We start from the raw sequence: 15,743 nt of genomic DNA on the forward strand, positions 1-15,743 counted from the left end.
CATGGGACTGGAAGAGAAGCTGCCGAGCGGCTTCCTGCTGACCACCGTCGAACAGGCCGCGGGATGGGTGCGCAAGTCGTCCGTCTTCCCGGCGACCTTCGGTCTGGCCTGCTGCGCCATCGAGATGATGACCACCGGAGCGGGCCGGTACGACCTCGCCCGCTTCGGCATGGAGGTCTTCCGCGGCTCACCGCGCCAGGCCGATCTGATGATCGTGGCCGGCCGGGTCAGCCAGAAGATGGCGCCGGTGCTGCGGCAGGTGTACGACCAGATGCCCGCTCCCAAATGGGTCATCTCCATGGGGGTTTGTGCATCCTCGGGCGGAATGTTCAACAACTACGCGATTGTCCAGGGCGTCGATCACATCGTCCCCGTGGACATCTATCTCCCCGGCTGCCCGCCGCGCCCCGAGATGCTGATGGACGCGATCCTCAAGCTCCACCAGAAGATCCAGGGCGGAAAGCTCGGCGTGAACCGGGAAGAGGCGGCACGTGAGGCGGAGGAGGCGGCCCTCAAGGCCCTCCCCACCATCGAGATGAAGGGGCTGCTCCGGTGAGCGAGACCCAAGAGCCGGACAACGGCAGCAACGTCCCTGCGCCGCGCGCCCAGGGCCCCGAGGTCATCGGCGTCCGCAAGGGCATGTTCGGTGCCGCGGGCGGCGGGGACACCAGCGGCTACGGCGGCCTGGTACGGACCGTGGCCCTGCCCGGCGCGACGAGCAGGCCGTACGGCTCCTGGTTCGACGAGGTGGCCGACGAGCTCGAAGGCGCCCTGGAGGAGCAGGACCTGGTCCCCGGGAACGCCATCGAGAAGACGGTGGTCGACCGGGGCGAGCTCACCTTCCACATCGCCCGCGAGCACCTCGTCCGGGTCGCGCGCACCCTGCGCGACGACCCGGCCCTGCGCTTCGAGCTCTGCACCGGCGTCTCCGGCGTGCACTTCCCCGGGGACAAGGGCCGCGAGCTGCACGCCGTCTACCACCTGCGCTCGCTCACGCACGGCCGGATCCTGCGGCTTGAGGTGTCCGTCCCGGACAGCGACCCGCACGTCCCCTCGCTCGTCGCCGTCTACCCGACCAACGACTGGCACGAGCGCGAGACGTACGACTTCTTCGGCCTGATCTTCGACGGGCACCCGGCCCTCACCCGGATCATGATGCCGGACGACTGGCAGGGCTTCCCGCAGCGCAAGGACTACCCGCTCGGCGGCATTCCCGTCGAGTACAAGGGCGCCCAGATCCCGGCTCCCGACCAGCGGAGGTCGTACAGCTGATGTCCACGTCAAACCACGCCTCCGCCGATCCCGCCTCCGCGCGCGAGACGACCGAGGGCACCGTCTACACCGTCACCGGCGGCGACTGGGACGAGATCGTCCAGTCCGCGGCCAAGGCCGACGACGAGCGGATCGTCGTCAACATGGGTCCGCAGCACCCGTCCACCCACGGCGTGCTGCGCCTGATCCTGGAGATCGACGGCGAGACGGTCACCGAGGCCCGCTGCGGCATCGGGTACCTGCACACCGGCATCGAGAAGAACCTCGAATTCCGGAACTGGACGCAGGGCACCACCTTCGTGACGCGCATGGACTACCTGACGCCGTTCTTCAACGAGACGGCGTACTGCCTGGGCGTCGAGAAGCTGCTCGGCATCACCGACCAGGTCCCGGACCGCGCCACGGTCATCCGCGTCCTGCTCATGGAGCTCAACCGGCTCTCCTCCCACCTGGTGTGCATCGCCACCGGCGGCATGGAGCTGGGCGCGACCACGATCATGATCTACGGCTTCCGCGACCGCGAGCTGATCCTCGACATCTTCGAGCTGATCACCGGACTGCGCATGAACCACGCGTTCGTCCGCCCCGGCGGCCTCGCCCAGGACCTGCCCCCGGGCACCGTCGACCAGCTGCGCGAGTTCCTCAAGATCATGAAGAAGAACCTGCCGGAGTACGACAAGCTCGCCACCGGCAACCCCATCTTCAAGGCGCGCATGCAGGACGTCGGCTACCTCGACCTCACCGGCTGCATGGCACTCGGCGCCACCGGCCCGATCCTGCGCTCCGCCGGCCTGCCGCACGACCTGCGCAAGTCGGACCCGTACTGCGGCTACGAGAACTACGAGTTCGACGTGCCGACCACCGAGAGCTGCGACTCCTACGGGCGGTTCCTGATCCGCCTGGAGGAGATGCGCCAGTCGCTGCGGATCGTCGAGCAGTGCCTGGAGCGCCTGGAGCCGGGCCCGGTGATGGTCGCCGACAAGAAGATCGCCTGGCCGGCGCAGCTGGCGATGGGCCCGGACGGCCTCGGCAACTCGCTCGACCACATCAGGAACATCATGGGCACCTCCATGGAGGCCCTCATCCACCACTTCAAGCTGGTGACCGAGGGCTTCCGGGTACCGGCGGGCCAGGCGTACGCGGCCGTCGAGTCACCCAAGGGCGAGCTCGGCGTCCACCTGGTCTCCGACGGCGGAACCCGCCCCTACCGGGTCCACTTCCGCGACCCGTCCTTCACCAACCTGCAGGCCATGGCCGCGATGTGCGAGGGCGGCCAGGTCGCCGACGTCATCGTCGCCGTCGCCTCCATCGACCCCGTGATGGGAGGCGTCGACCGATGACCGCCAGTCCTTCGAACCAAGGGGTCTCGCTGGGCATGCCCCAGCTGCCGGCCCCCGACTTCCCGGCGGAGGTACGGACACGCCTCGAAGCCGACGCCAAGGAAGTCATCGCCCGCTACCCCGACAGCCGCTCCGCGCTGCTGCCGCTGCTGCACCTGACCCAGTCCGTCGAGGGCCACGTCTCGCGCACCGGCATCCGCTTCTGTGCCGAGGTACTGGGCCTGACCACCGCCGAGGTCACGGCAGTGGCGACCTTCTACACGATGTACCGGCGCAGGCCCTCCGGGGACTACCAGGTCGGTGTCTGCACGAACACCCTGTGCGCGGTGATGGGCGGCGACGCCATCTTCGACGAGCTCAAGGAGCACCTCGGGGTCGGCAACAACGAGACCACCCCCGACGGCAAGGTCACCCTCGAACACATCGAGTGCAACGCGGCCTGCGACTACGCCCCCGTGGTGATGGTCAACTGGGAGTTCTTCGACAACCAGACCCCCGAATCCGCCAAGGCCATGGTCGACGACCTGCTGGCCGGGCGCGAGGTCTCGCCGACCCGGGGCGCGCCGCTGTGCACGTACAAGGAGACCGCCCGGATCCTGGCCGGCTTTCCCGACGAGCGGGAGGGCGCTGTCGAGGCGACCGGCGGCGCCGGTCCCGCCTCCCTGATCGGGCTGCGCATCGCCCGCGGCGAGTCCGCGCACACCTCGATCGTCCACCCGCGTGGCGAGGCCACCACCGAGGGAGGGGAGTGATGTCCGTGTCTTCCGAACTGAGCAATGGAGGCACCTCCCATCCGGAGGCCGGGGGAGGGACCAGCCCGGAGAAGCTCCTCGCACCGGTGCTGTCCTCCTTCTGGGACGAGCCGCGGTCGTGGACGCTGGAGACCTACCGGCGCCACGAGGGGTACGAGGGCCTGCGCAAGGCGCTCGCGATGACCCCGGACGACCTCATCGCGTACGTGAAGGACTCGGGTCTGCGCGGACGCGGCGGCGCCGGCTTCCCCACCGGAATGAAGTGGCAGTTCATCCCGCAGGGCGACGGAAAGCCGCACTACCTCGTCGTGAACGCGGACGAGTCGGAGCCGGGAACCTGCAAGGACATCCCCCTCCTCTTCGCCAACCCGCACTCCCTCATCGAGGGAATGATCATCGCCTGCTACGCGATCCGCTCGGAGCACGCCTTCATCTACCTGCGCGGGGAGACGGTGCCCGTACTGCGGCGCCTGCACGAGGCCGTGCGCGAGGCGTACGCGGCCGGATACCTCGGCAAGGACATCGACGGCACCGGTCGCAACCTCGACATCACCGTGCACGCGGGCGCGGGCGCCTACATCTGCGGCGAGGAAACGGCGCTGCTCGACTCCCTCGAAGGCCGGCGCGGCCAGCCCCGGCTGCGTCCCCCCTTCCCTGCCGTCGAGGGGCTCTACGCGTGCCCCACTGTCGTCAACAACGTGGAGTCCATCGCCTCGGTTCCCGCGATCCTGAACAGGGGCAAGGACTGGTTCAAGTCGATGGGGACCGAGAAGTCCCCCGGCTTCACGCTGTACTCGCTCTCCGGGCACGTCGTGGGACCCGGCCAGTACGAGGCCCCGCTCGGCATCACCCTGCGCCAGCTCCTCGACATGAGCGGCGGCATGCGCCCCGGGCACCGGCTGAAGTTCTGGACCCCGGGCGGCTCCTCCACCCCGATGTTCACCGACGAGCACCTCGACGTCCCGCTGGACTACGAGGGCGTGGGCGCCGCCGGCTCGATGCTCGGCACCAAGGCCCTCCAGTGCTTCGACGAGACCACCTGCGTGGTGCGGGCCGTGACCCGGTGGACCGAGTTCTACGCCCACGAGTCCTGCGGCAAGTGCACGCCGTGCCGCGAAGGCACCTACTGGCTGGTCCAGCTGCTCCGCGACATCGAGGCCGGCAAGGGCGTCATGTCCGACCTCGACAAGCTGAACGACATCGCCGACAACATCAACGGCAAGTCGTTCTGCGCGCTCGGCGACGGCGCGGCCAGCCCGATCTTCTCCTCGCTCAAGTACTTCCGCGAGGAGTACGAGCAGCACATCACGGGCAAGGGCTGCCCCTTCGACCCCAGGAAGTCGACCCTCTGGGCCGACACGGAGGTGAACGCATGACCGTCACCACTCCAGCGGCCTCCGGTGGCGGAGCGGCGGTTCCACCCGAGAACACCGTCTCGCTGACCATCGACGGGGTCGAGCTGTCGGTGCCCAAGGGCACCCTCGTCATCCGGGCCGCCGAACAGCTCGGCATCGAGATCCCCCGGTTCTGCGACCACCCCCTCCTCTCCCCGGCCGGCGCCTGCCGCCAGTGCATCGTCGAGGTCGAGGGCCAGCGCAAGCCGATGGCCTCCTGCACCATCACCTGCACCGACGGCATGGTCGTCAAGACCCAGCTGACCTCCGAGGTCGCCGACAAGGCCCAGCGCGGTGTGATGGAGCTGCTGCTCATCAACCACCCGCTGGACTGCCCGGTCTGCGACAAGGGCGGCGAGTGCCCGCTGCAGAACCAGGCGATGTCGCACGGCAACGCCGAATCCCGGTTCGAGGGCAAGAAGCGCACCTACGAGAAGCCGGTCCCCATCTCCACCCAGGTGCTGCTGGACCGCGAGCGGTGCGTGCTGTGCGCGCGCTGCACCCGCTTCTCCAACGAGATCGCCGGCGACCCGATGATCGAGCTGCTGGAACGCGGCGCGCTCCAGCAGGTCGGCACCGGCGAGGGCGACCCCTTCGAGTCGTACTTCTCCGGCAACACCATCCAGATCTGCCCGGTCGGCGCCCTCACCTCGGCCGCCTACCGGTTCCGCTCCCGCCCCTTCGACCTCGTCTCCTCCCCGAGCGTGTGCGAGCACTGCGCGGGCGGCTGCGCGACCCGCACCGACCACCGCCGGGGCAAGGTGCTGCGCCGCCTCGCCGCCGAGGACCCCGAGGTCAACGAGGAGTGGATCTGCGACAAGGGCCGCTTCGGGTTCCGCTACGCGCAGCGCCCGGACCGGCTGACGACCCCGCTGGTGCGCAGCGCCGCCGGGGTCCTGGAGCCGGCGAGCTGGCCCGAGGCCCTGGAGGCCGCGGCGAACGGACTCGCCGCCGCGCGCGGCCGGGCCGGAGTGCTCACCGGCGGCAGGCTCACCGTCGAGGACGCCTACGCGTACGCCAAGTTCGCGCGGGTCGTGCTCGACACCAACGACATCGACTTCCGGGCCCGCGTGCACAGCGCCGAGGAGGCCGAGTTCCTGGCCTCGGAGGTCGCCGGATACGGGGTCGACCTCGGAGGGCCGTGGCTCTCGTACACCGCCCTGGAGGCGGCGCCGGCGGTACTGCTCCTCGGCATCGAGGCGGAGGAGGAGGCCCCCGGCGTCTTCCTGCGGCTGCGCAAGGCCCACCGCAAGCACAAGCAGCGGACCTTCTCCGTCGCCCCCTTCGCCACCCGCGGCCTGGCCAAGGCCGGCGGCACCCTGCTCGCCGCCGCCCCCGGCACCGAGCCCGAGTGGCTCGACGCGCTGGCGTCCCGGACCGGCCTGGAGACCGGGGGCGCCGAAGCCGCCGACGCGCTGCGCCTGCCCGGCGCGGTCATCCTCGTCGGGGAGCGCCTCGCCGGGGTGCCGGGCGCGCTGACCGCCGCCGTACGGGCCGCGGGCGTCACCGGGGCCACCCTGGTGTGGATCCCGCGCCGGGCCGGAGAGCGGGCCGCCATCGAGGCGGGAGCGCTGCCGTCCCTGCTGCCGGGCGGCCGTCCGGCCACCGACCCGCGGGCCCGCGACGAGGTCGCCACCGCCTGGGGCCTGGACGAACTCCCGCACCGGTACGGCCGCGACACCGGCCAGATCGTCGAGGCCGCGGCGACCCGGGAGCTCTCGGCCCTGCTGGTCGCGGGCGTCGAGGTCACCGACCTGCCGGACCCGGCCCGCGCGCGGACCGCCCTCCAGGAGGCCTTCGTGGTCTCCCTGGAACTGCGGCCCAGCGAGGTCACCGACCACGCGGACGTGGTCCTCCCGGTCGCCGCGGTGGCCGAGAAGGCGGGCGCGTTCATCAACTGGGAGGGCAGGGTCCGGCCGTTCGAGGCCGCGCTCAAGCCCGACCAGATGACCCGCCGGCTCGCCCCGGCCGACGCCCGCGTGCTGCACATGCTGGCCGACGCCGCCGACCGGCCGATCGCGCTGCCCGACGTACACGCCGTACGCCGGGAGATCGACCGGCTCGGCCCGTGGGCCGGGGAGCGGGCCGCCGCGCAGAGCGCGGACACCGCGGTGCTGCCCCGGCCGGGCACCGGTGAGGCGGTCCTCGCGGGCCACCGGCTCCTCCTGGACCTCGGCCGGCTGCAGGAGGGCGACGACGCGCTGGCCGGCACCCGCCACGAGGCGAGCGCCCGGCTGTCGGCCGCCACGGCCGCCGAGACCGGCGTCAAGGACGGCGACGTCCTCGCGGTCACCGGCCCGGCCGGCTCCGTGGAACTCCCGCTCCGGATCACCGAGATGCCCGACCGCGTGGTCTGGCTCCCGCTGAACTCCACCGGCTCCGGCGTCCTCGCCGACGCCGGCGCCCGCCCGGGCACCCTCGTACGCATCGGCCCGGCGACCCCGGCCGGCGCAGGCGACACCACTGCGGAGGTGGGCGCGTGAACACCGTTCAACTCGCTGCCGAGGACCTGTCACTGTTCGGCAAGGACGTCTGGTGGCTCGTCCTCCTCAAGGCGGTGTTCTGCTTCGCGTTCCTGATGGTGACGGTGCTCTTCTCCATCGTGTGGGAGCGCAAGGTCGTCGCCTGGATGCAGCTGCGCATCGGCCCGAACCGGCACGGCCCCTGGGGCATGCTCCAGTCGCTCGCCGACGGCGTGAAGCTGATGCTCAAGGAAGACCTGATCGTCAAGCGGGCCGACAAGGTGGTCTACGTCCTGGCCCCGATCATCGCGGCGATCCCGGCCTTCATGGCCATCGCGGTGATCCCGTTCGGGCCGGCCGGCAACGAGGTCTCCATCTTCGGCCAGCGCACCACGATGCAGCTGACCGACCTGCCCATCGCGATGCTCTACATCCTCGCGGTGGCCTCGGTCGGCATCTACGGCATCGTGCTGGCGGGCTGGTCCTCCGGCTCCACCTATCCGCTCCTCGGCGGCCTGCGCTCCTGCGCGCAGATGATCTCCTACGAGATCGCGATGGGCGCGGCCTTCGCCTCGGTCTTCCTCTACTCCGGGTCGATGTCGACCTCGGCGATCGTCGAGGCCCAGGCGGACCGCTGGTTCATCGTCCTGCTGCCGGTGTCCTTCATCATCTACGTCATCACGATGGTCGGCGAGACGAACCGCGCCCCCTTCGACATGCCGGAGTCCGAGGGCGACCTGGTCGGCGGCTTCAACACCGAGTACTCGTCCATCAAGTTCGCGCTGTTCATGCTGGCGGAGTACGTCAACATGGTCACCGTCTCGGCGGTCTCGGTCACCCTCTTCCTCGGCGGCTGGCGGGCCCCGTACCCGATCAGCACCTTCTGGGAGGGCGCGAACCACGGCTGGTGGCCGATGCTCTGGTTCGTCCTCAAGGTGCAGCTGCTGCTGTTCTTCTTCATCTGGCTGCGCGGCACGCTGCCACGCGTGCGCTACGACCAGCTGATGAAGCTCGGCTGGAAGGTCCTGATCCCGGTCTCGGTGGTCTGGCTGATGCTGGTGGCCACCGTCCGGGCGCTGCGCAACGAGGCGTACGACTTCAGCGAGATCGTCCTGTACGTCGGCGGCGCCGTCGTGGCGATCCTGCTCCTCTCCTTCGTCGCGGACGTCTTCCGCGACAAGCGGGAGAAGGCGGCGGCCGCGGAGGCCGTGCACGATGCCGAGCCCTTCGACCCGCTGGCGGGCGGATTCCCCGTACCGCCCAAGCCCGGCCAGCACCTGGCACCCGTACCGCGCAGGCGGTCCCGCAGCGAGCGGGAGCTGATTGTCAGTGGCGGGACGAATACTGACAGTGACCGAGAGGAGGCTTGAGAGATGTCCGACGAGAAGTGGCAGAACCCGGTGGCGGGCTTCGGCGTGACCTTCAAGGCCATGTTCAAGAAGCGCCTCACCGAGCAGTACCCGGAGCAGCAGAAGACGACCGCACCGCGCTTCCACGGACGGCATCAGCTCAACCGGCACCCCGACGGTCTGGAGAAGTGCATCGGGTGCGAGCTGTGTGCCTGGGCCTGTCCCGCCGACGCGATCTACGTGGAGGGCGCGGACAACACCGAGGAGGAGCGCTACTCCCCGGGTGAGCGGTACGGCCGCGTCTACCAGATCAACTACGCCCGCTGCATCCTGTGCGGGCTGTGCGTCGAGGCGTGCCCGACGAGGGCGCTGACCATGACGAACGAGTTCGAACTGGCCGACTCCAGCCGCGAATCGCTCATCTACACCAAGGAGCAGCTGCTGTCCGGCCTGACCGAGGGCATGGTCGAGGCACCGCACTCGATCTTCCCCGGCATGGACGACACCGACTACTACCGCGGACTGGTGACCGGGGCCGCCCCGGGCACGGTCCGGCAAGTGGCCGTCTCGAAGGGCGAAGTCGCCCCGGAGAAGGCCGCGGAGGAAGCCGCCCCCGAGAACGGGCAGTCCGAGGAGGTGGACGCATGAGCGTCGTCGCCGCCTCCATGACCTCCACGGGCGAGGCCGTCCAGTTCTGGATCCTCGGCTCGGTCGCCGTCATCGGCGCCCTGGCCACGATCCTGATGAAGAAGGCCGTGCACAGCGCCCTCAGCCTGGCCGGGACCATGATCATCCTGGCCGTCTTCTACCTCGCCAACGGGGCGTACTTCCTGGGCGTCGTCCAGGTCATCGTCTACACCGGCGCGATCATGATGCTCTTCCTCTTCGTGGTCATGCTCGTCGGCGTCACCGCCGCCGACTCCCTGAAGGAGACCATCAAGGGACAGCGCTGGATGGCCCTCCTGTGCGGGCTCGGCTTCGGCACCCTGCTGATCGCCGGCATCGCCAACGCCGGGCTCACCCACTTCAACGGGCTCGGCCGGGTCAATTCCGGCGGGCACGTCGAGGGCCTGGCGCAGCTGATCTTCACCAAGTACGTCTTCGCCTTCGAGATCACCGGCGCGCTGCTGATCACCGCGGCCGTCGGCGCGATGGTGCTCACCCACCGCGAGCGCACCGAACGGGCCGCCACCCAGCGCGAGCTCGCCGAGAAGCGGGTCCGCGAGGGCGTCCAGCTCCCGCCGCTCCCCGCGCCCGGCGTCTACGCCCGGCACAACGCGGTGGACGTCGCCGGTCTGCTGCCGGACGGCACCCCGTCCGAGCTGACCGTCAACAGGACGCTGCGCGCCCGGGGCCAGATCCGGGACGTCTCCAGCGAGGCGCTCGACGACCTCAAGGCGCTGGAGCAGGCCTCCTCGGAGCGCCTCGGCCGTGAGGAGGCCTCGAAGTGAATCCGGTCAACTACCTGTACCTGGCGGCCCTGCTGTTCACCATCGGGGCCACCGGGGTCCTGATCCGCAAGAACGCGATCGTGCTGTTCATGTGCGTCGAGCTGATGCTCAACGCCTGCAACCTCGCCTTCGTCGCGTTCTCCCGGATGCACGGCAACCTCGACGGCCAGATCATCGCGTTCTTCACGATGGTCGTCGCCGCCGCGGAGGTCGTGGTGGGCCTGGCGATCATCGTGTCGCTGTTCCGTACCCGCCACTCGGCCTCGGTCGACGACGCCAGCCTGATGAAGCTGTAAGGGGTCGCTGTGGAGAACCTGATTGCGCTGCTGGTGGCAGCGCCCCTGCTCGGAGCGGTGGTGCTGCTGTGCGGCGGCCGGCGCCTCGACAAAGCCGGTCACTGGATCGGCACCCTGCTCGCGGCCGTCTCCTTCGGGATCGGCGTCGCACTGTTCGCCGACATGCTGGGGCGCACGGCCGACGACCGGACCCTGACCCAGAACCTGTACACCTGGATCCCCGTCGAGGGCTTCCAGGCGGACATGGCCTTCCAGCTGGACCAGCTGTCGATGACCTTCGTCCTGCTGATCTCCGGGGTGGGCACGCTCATCCACGTGTACTCGATCGGGTACATGGAGCACGACGAGCGCCGCCGCCGCTTCTTCGGCTACCTGAACCTGTTCGTCGCGGCGATGCTGCTGCTGGTCATCGCCGACAACTACCTGCTGCTCTACTTCGGCTGGGAGGGCGTCGGCCTCGCCTCGTACCTCCTGATCGGCTTCTGGCAGCACAAGCCCAGCGCGGCCACGGCCGCGAAGAAGGCCTTCCTGGTCAACCGCGTCGGCGACATCGGCCTGTCGATCGCGATCATGCTGATGTTCACGACCTTCGGGACCTTCGCCTTCGAGCCGGTGCTGGCCTCCGTCGGCGAGACCTCGGAGGGCACGCTGACGGCGATCGGCCTGATGCTGCTGCTGGCCGCCTGCGGCAAGTCGGCGCAGGTCCCGCTGCAGTCCTGGCTCGGGGACGCGATGGAGGGCCCGACCCCGGTCTCGGCCCTGATCCACGCGGCCACCATGGTGACGGCCGGTGTGTATCTGATCGTCCGCTCGGCCGCCATCTTCAACGGGGCGCCGGACGCACAACTGGTGGTCACCGTCGTGGGCGCGGTCACGCTCCTCTTCGGTGCGATCGTCGGTTGCGCGAAGGACGACATCAAGAAGGCCCTGGCGGGCTCGACGATGTCGCAGATCGGCTACATGATCCTCGCCGCGGGCCTCGGCCCCATCGGCTACGTCTTCGCGATCATGCACCTGGTGACGCACGGTTTCTTCAAGGCAGGCCTCTTCCTCGGCGCGGGTTCCGTGATGCACGGGATGAACGACGAGGTCGACATGCGCAAGTACGGCGCCCTGCGGAAGTACATGCCGGTCACCTTCGTCACCTTCGGCCTCGGGTACCTGGCCATCATCGGCTTCCCGGGCCTGTCGGGCTTCTTCTCCAAGGACATGATCATCGAGGCGGCCTTCGCGAAGGGCGGCACCGAGGGCTGGATCCTCGGCGGGGTGACCCTGCTGGGCGCCGGCATCACCGCCTTCTACATGACCCGCGTCATGCTCCTCACCTTCTTCGGCGAGAAGCGCTGGCAGCCGACGGTGTCCGACAGCGGCTCCGCCGCGGGCGAGGGCCACATGCCGCACCCGCACGAGTCCCCGAAGTCCATGACGATCCCGATGGTCATCCTGGCCTTCGGCTCGGTCTTCGCCGGCGGCTTCTTCGAGATCGGCGACCGCTTCCTGAAGTGGCTGGAGCCCGTCACCGGTTACGAACACGGCCACCCGCCGGTCAGCGCCATGACGATCACCGCGGCCACCATGGTCGTCCTCCTCATCGGCGTCGCCATCGCCTGGGCGATGTACGGCAGGAAGCCCGTCCCGGTCGTCGCCCCGCGCGGCTCGATCCTCACCCGGGCGGCCCGCAAGGACCTCTACCAGGACGACTTCAACCACGTCGTGCTGGTGCGCGGCGGGGAGCACCTGACCCGCTCGCTCGTGTACCTCGACCACAGCGTGGTCGACGGGGTGGTCAACGGGACGGCCGCCTCGGTCGGCGGACTCTCGGGCCGCCTGCGCAAGCTGCAGAACGGCTACGCCCGCAGCTACGCGGTCTCGATGTTCGGGGGCACGGTGGTCCTGATCGCCGCGACCCTGCTGATGAGGGCGGTGTGAGATGAATTTCCCGCTTCTGACGGTGACGGCCGCGGTCCCCGCGGTCGGTGCGATCCTGACGGCGGCCGTCCCGGCCGCCCGCAGGACCGCCGCCAAGTGGCTCGCGCTGCTGTTCTCGCTGGCGACACTGGCCCTGGCCGTGCTCGTCGCGGTCCGCTTCGACCCCAGCGGCGACCGCTACCAGCTCACCGAATCCCGCTCCTGGATCGCCGACTTCGGCGTCCGCTACGAGCTGGGCGTCGACGGGATCGGGGTGGTGCTCATCGGGCTCACCGCGCTGCTGATCCCCTTCGTCATCGCGGCCGGCTGGCACGACGCGGACCCGCTGGAGACCAAGAGCTCCCGGTGGCGGCCGACGCAGGGCTTCTTCGCCCTGATCCTGATGGTCGAGGCGATGGTGATCATCTCCTTCGAGGCCACCGACGTCTTCCTCTTCTACATCTTCTTCGAAGCCATGCTCATCCCGATGTACTTCCTCATCGGCGGCTTCGGGGACCGGGCCCACGGCGGCTCCGACGAGAACGCGGCCACGCAGCGCTCCTACGCGGCGGTCAAGTTCCTCCTCTACAACCTGGTCGGCGGCCTGATCATGCTGGCGGCCGTCATCGGTCTCTACGTGGTCGCCGGGAACTTCTCGCTCCAGGAGATCACCGCCGCTCGGGCCGCGGGCACGCTCGACATGTCGACCAACACCGAGCGGCTGCTGTTCCTCGGCTTCTTCTTCGCCTTCGCGGTGAAGGCCCCGCTATGGCCGCTGCACACCTGGCTGCCGAACGCGATGGGCGAGTCCACCGCCCCGGTCGCCGTACTGATCACCGCGGTCGTCGACAAGGTCGGCACCTTCGCGATGCTCCGCTTCTGCCTCGGGCTCTTCCCCGACGCCAGCAAGTGGGCCACGCCCGTGATCCTGGTCCTGGCCCTGATCAGCATCATCTACGGCGCGCTGGTCGCGGTCGGCCAGCGGGACATCAAGCGGCTGGTCGCCTACGCCTCGATCTCGCACTTCGGCTTCATCATCCTTGGCATCTTCGCGATGACCTCCCAGGGCCAGTCCGGCGCCACCCTCTACATGGTCAACCACGGCCTGTCGACGGCGGCGCTGATGCTGGTGGCCGGCTTCCTGATCTCGCGGCGCGGCTCGCGGCTCATCGCCGACTACGGAGGCGTCCAGAAGGTGGCCCCGGTCCTCGCCGGCACCTTCCTGATCGGCGGCCTCGCCACCCTCTCGCTGCCGGGCCTCGCGCCCTTCGTCAGTGAATTCCTGGTCCTGGTCGGCACGTTCGCCCGGTACCCGGTCGTCGGCATCATCGCCACCGTCGGCATCGTGCTGGCCGCGCTCTACACGCTGGTGCTCTACCAGCGCACGATGACCGGCCCCGTGAAGGAGGAGGTCCGCACCATGCCGGACCTGCGCCTGCGGGAGGTGCTGGTGGTCGCCCCGCTGATCGCGCTGCTGATCGGGCTGGGCGTATACCCGAAGGTGCTCACCGACATCGTCAATCCGGCGGTGGAGCACACCATGTCGGACGTGAAGCAGACCGACCCGAAGCCCGAGGTCGACGTCGAAGCCAAGAACGGGGAGGCGGCGAAGTGAGCACACTGACTTCCGCCCACAGCCTGTGGACACTGGCGGCCGAGGTACCGGCCGACCGGATCCCGGCACCGACCATCGAGTACGCACAGCTCGCGCCCACGCTGATCGTGGTGGGCGCGGCGGTCCTCGGGATCCTGGTCGAGGCCTTCGTGCCCCGCAAGTCCCGTTACTACGTGCAGATCTTCCTCACCGTCGCCGCGCTGGCCTCGGCCTTCGCCGCGGTCGTCGGCCTCGCGGCCGGCGGGTACGGGTCCACCAAGGCCCACATCGCCGCGATGGGCGCCATCGCGGTGGACGGGCCGGCGCTTTTCCTGCAGGGCACCATCCTGCTGGCCTCGGTCGTGGCGGTCTTCACCTTCGCCGAGCGGCGCCTGGACCCCGCGGCGCACGGCAACCGGGTGGACTCCTTCGCCGCCCAGGCGGCGTCCGTACCGGGCAGCGACAGCGAGAAGGCCGCCGTCAAGGCGGGCTTCACCACCACCGAGGTCTTCCCGCTGGCCCTGTTCGCGATCGCCGGCATGCTGATCTTCCCGGCGGCCAACGACCTGCTGACGCTGTTCATCGCCCTCGAGGTGTTCTCCCTCCCGCTGTACCTGCTCTGCGCCCTCGCCCGCCGCCAGCGGCTGATGTCGCAGGAGGCCGCGGTGAAGTACTTCCTGCTGGGCGCCTTCTCCTCCGCCTTCCTCCTCTTCGGCATCGCGCTGCTCTACGGGTACGCGGGCTCGGTCTCGTACGCGACGATCGCCGACGTGGTCGACGGCACGGTCGGGAAGATCGACCCGGCGCTGGCCTCCACCATGGGCAACGACGCACTGCTGCTGATCGGCGGAGCGCTGATCCTGATGGGCCTGCTCTTCAAGGTCGGCGCGGTCCCCTTCCACATGTGGACCCCGGACGTCTACCAGGGCGCCCCGACCCCGATCACCGGATTCATGGCGGCGGCGACGAAGGTGGCCGCCTTCGGCGCCCTCCTGCGGCTCCTCTACGTGGTCCTGCCGGGACTGCGCTGGGACTGGCGTCCGGTGATGTGGGCGGTGGCCATCGTCACGATGCTGGCGGGCGCGGTGATCGCCGTGACCCAGACGGACGTCAAGCGACTGCTGGCGTACTCCTCCATCGCGCACGCGGGCTTCATCCTGGCCGGTGTGATCGCGACCTCGGCGGAAGGGGTCCAGTCGGTCCTCTTCTACCTGGGCGCCTACTCCTTCGTGACGATCGGCGCCTTCGCGGTGGTCACGCTGGTGCGGGACGCGGGAGGCGAGGCGACACACCTGTCCAAGTGGGCGGGTCTCGGCCGGCGTTCACCGCTGACGGCGGCCGTCTTCGCGGTGTTCCTGCTCGCTTTCGCGGGCATCCCGCTGACCTCGGGCTTCACCGGCAAGTTCGCCGTGTTCAAGGCGGCGGCGGAGAGCGGCGCCGGGGTGCTGGTCGTGATCGGTGTCATCTCGTCCGCGATCGCCGCGTTCTTCTACATCCGGGTGATCGTCCTGATGTTCTTCAGCGAGCCGAAGGCCGACGGCCCGACGGTGGCCGTCCCCTCGCCGCTGACGATGACCACCATCGCGGTGGGCGTCGCGGTCACCCTGGTGCTGGGCCTGGCGCCGCAGTACTTCCTGGACCTGGCGGGGCAGGCGAGCACCTTCGTCCGCTGACCGGTTCGTGCAACGGCCAAGGGCCCGGCCCCCTTCGGGGGACCCGGGCCCGTGGCCGTGTGCGGGTCTACTCCTGTAGCCCCTTCGGTTTGATCGCGGTGATCGTCCTTATGGGTGAGTCATATGCGCGAGGCACTTGACTGCACTGGGTGGGGCGGACTAGGCCGTCTCTTTCGGATCTTGCCGGGCCCGCGTTGCCCGGCACCGCACCTCGCTGTGTTGTCGGGGCTCCCGAGTACGTCCAGTACGCGG

The 15,743-nt window shown here is 69.6% G+C and carries 13 protein-coding genes; all 13 read left to right on the forward strand.

The window, feature by feature from the left end; genetic code table 11:
• The first annotated feature begins 1 nt into the window (after position 1).
• Genes OG444_RS22610 through nuoN form a run of 13 tightly spaced genes read left to right on the forward strand, consistent with a single transcriptional unit; the run spans position 2 to position 15,491 of the window.
• Positions 2–556, forward strand: coding sequence for a NuoB/complex I 20 kDa subunit family protein (locus OG444_RS22610; RefSeq protein WP_030162005.1), 555 nt, complete (start codon positions 2–4; stop codon positions 554–556).
• Entirely contained in the window at positions 553–1,272 is a 720-nt protein-coding gene (locus OG444_RS22615; protein WP_327263898.1) for an NADH-quinone oxidoreductase subunit C, read from the forward strand. Before OG444_RS22610 ends, OG444_RS22615 begins: the two co-directional genes overlap by 4 nt.
• A complete protein-coding gene (locus OG444_RS22620) occupies positions 1,272–2,612 on the forward strand; it encodes an NADH-quinone oxidoreductase subunit D (RefSeq protein ID WP_327263899.1) in 1,341 nt (446 codons plus the stop codon). The genes OG444_RS22615 and OG444_RS22620 overlap by 1 nt, the downstream gene beginning before the upstream one ends.
• Positions 2,609–3,364: an NADH-quinone oxidoreductase subunit NuoE gene (gene nuoE / locus OG444_RS22625; protein WP_327263900.1), complete on the forward strand. Its 756-nt coding sequence runs from the start codon at positions 2,609–2,611 to the stop codon at positions 3,362–3,364. Before OG444_RS22620 ends, nuoE begins: the two co-directional genes overlap by 4 nt.
• A complete protein-coding gene (gene nuoF / locus OG444_RS22630; RefSeq protein WP_327263901.1) occupies positions 3,364–4,740 on the forward strand; it encodes an NADH-quinone oxidoreductase subunit NuoF in 1,377 nt (458 codons plus the stop codon). Before nuoE ends, nuoF begins: the two co-directional genes overlap by 1 nt.
• A complete protein-coding gene (locus tag OG444_RS22635) occupies positions 4,737–7,241 on the forward strand; it encodes an NADH-quinone oxidoreductase subunit G (protein WP_327263902.1) in 2,505 nt (834 codons plus the stop codon). Before nuoF ends, OG444_RS22635 begins: the two co-directional genes overlap by 4 nt.
• Positions 7,238–8,590, forward strand: coding sequence for an NADH-quinone oxidoreductase subunit NuoH (gene nuoH / locus OG444_RS22640; RefSeq protein WP_327263903.1), 1,353 nt, complete (start codon positions 7,238–7,240; stop codon positions 8,588–8,590). The genes OG444_RS22635 and nuoH overlap by 4 nt, the downstream gene beginning before the upstream one ends.
• Positions 8,591–8,593: 3 nt before the next feature.
• Positions 8,594–9,217, forward strand: coding sequence for an NADH-quinone oxidoreductase subunit NuoI (nuoI, locus tag OG444_RS22645; RefSeq protein ID WP_327263904.1), 624 nt, complete (start codon positions 8,594–8,596; stop codon positions 9,215–9,217).
• A complete protein-coding gene (locus OG444_RS22650; RefSeq protein WP_327263905.1) occupies positions 9,214–10,020 on the forward strand; it encodes an NADH-quinone oxidoreductase subunit J in 807 nt (268 codons plus the stop codon). The genes nuoI and OG444_RS22650 overlap by 4 nt, the downstream gene beginning before the upstream one ends.
• Complete coding sequence (gene nuoK, locus OG444_RS22655) at positions 10,017–10,316, forward strand: NADH-quinone oxidoreductase subunit NuoK (protein ID WP_030653455.1); 300 nt, start codon at positions 10,017–10,019, stop codon at positions 10,314–10,316. The genes OG444_RS22650 and nuoK overlap by 4 nt, the downstream gene beginning before the upstream one ends.
• A 9-nt stretch (positions 10,317–10,325) precedes the next feature.
• A complete protein-coding gene (gene nuoL, locus OG444_RS22660; RefSeq protein ID WP_327263906.1) occupies positions 10,326–12,245 on the forward strand; it encodes an NADH-quinone oxidoreductase subunit L in 1,920 nt (639 codons plus the stop codon).
• 1 nt (position 12,246) lies between these two features.
• Positions 12,247–13,839 (forward strand): NADH-quinone oxidoreductase subunit M, encoded by a 1,593-nt coding sequence (locus OG444_RS22665; RefSeq protein WP_327263907.1) that lies wholly within the window; start codon positions 12,247–12,249, stop codon positions 13,837–13,839.
• Positions 13,836–15,491: an NADH-quinone oxidoreductase subunit NuoN gene (nuoN, locus tag OG444_RS22670; RefSeq protein WP_327263908.1), complete on the forward strand. Its 1,656-nt coding sequence runs from the start codon at positions 13,836–13,838 to the stop codon at positions 15,489–15,491. Before OG444_RS22665 ends, nuoN begins: the two co-directional genes overlap by 4 nt.
• Positions 15,492–15,743: the final 252 nt, after the last annotated feature.

This window comes from Streptomyces sp. NBC_01232 (genome assembly GCF_035989885.1).
Taxonomy (GTDB): domain Bacteria; phylum Actinomycetota; class Actinomycetes; order Streptomycetales; family Streptomycetaceae; genus Streptomyces.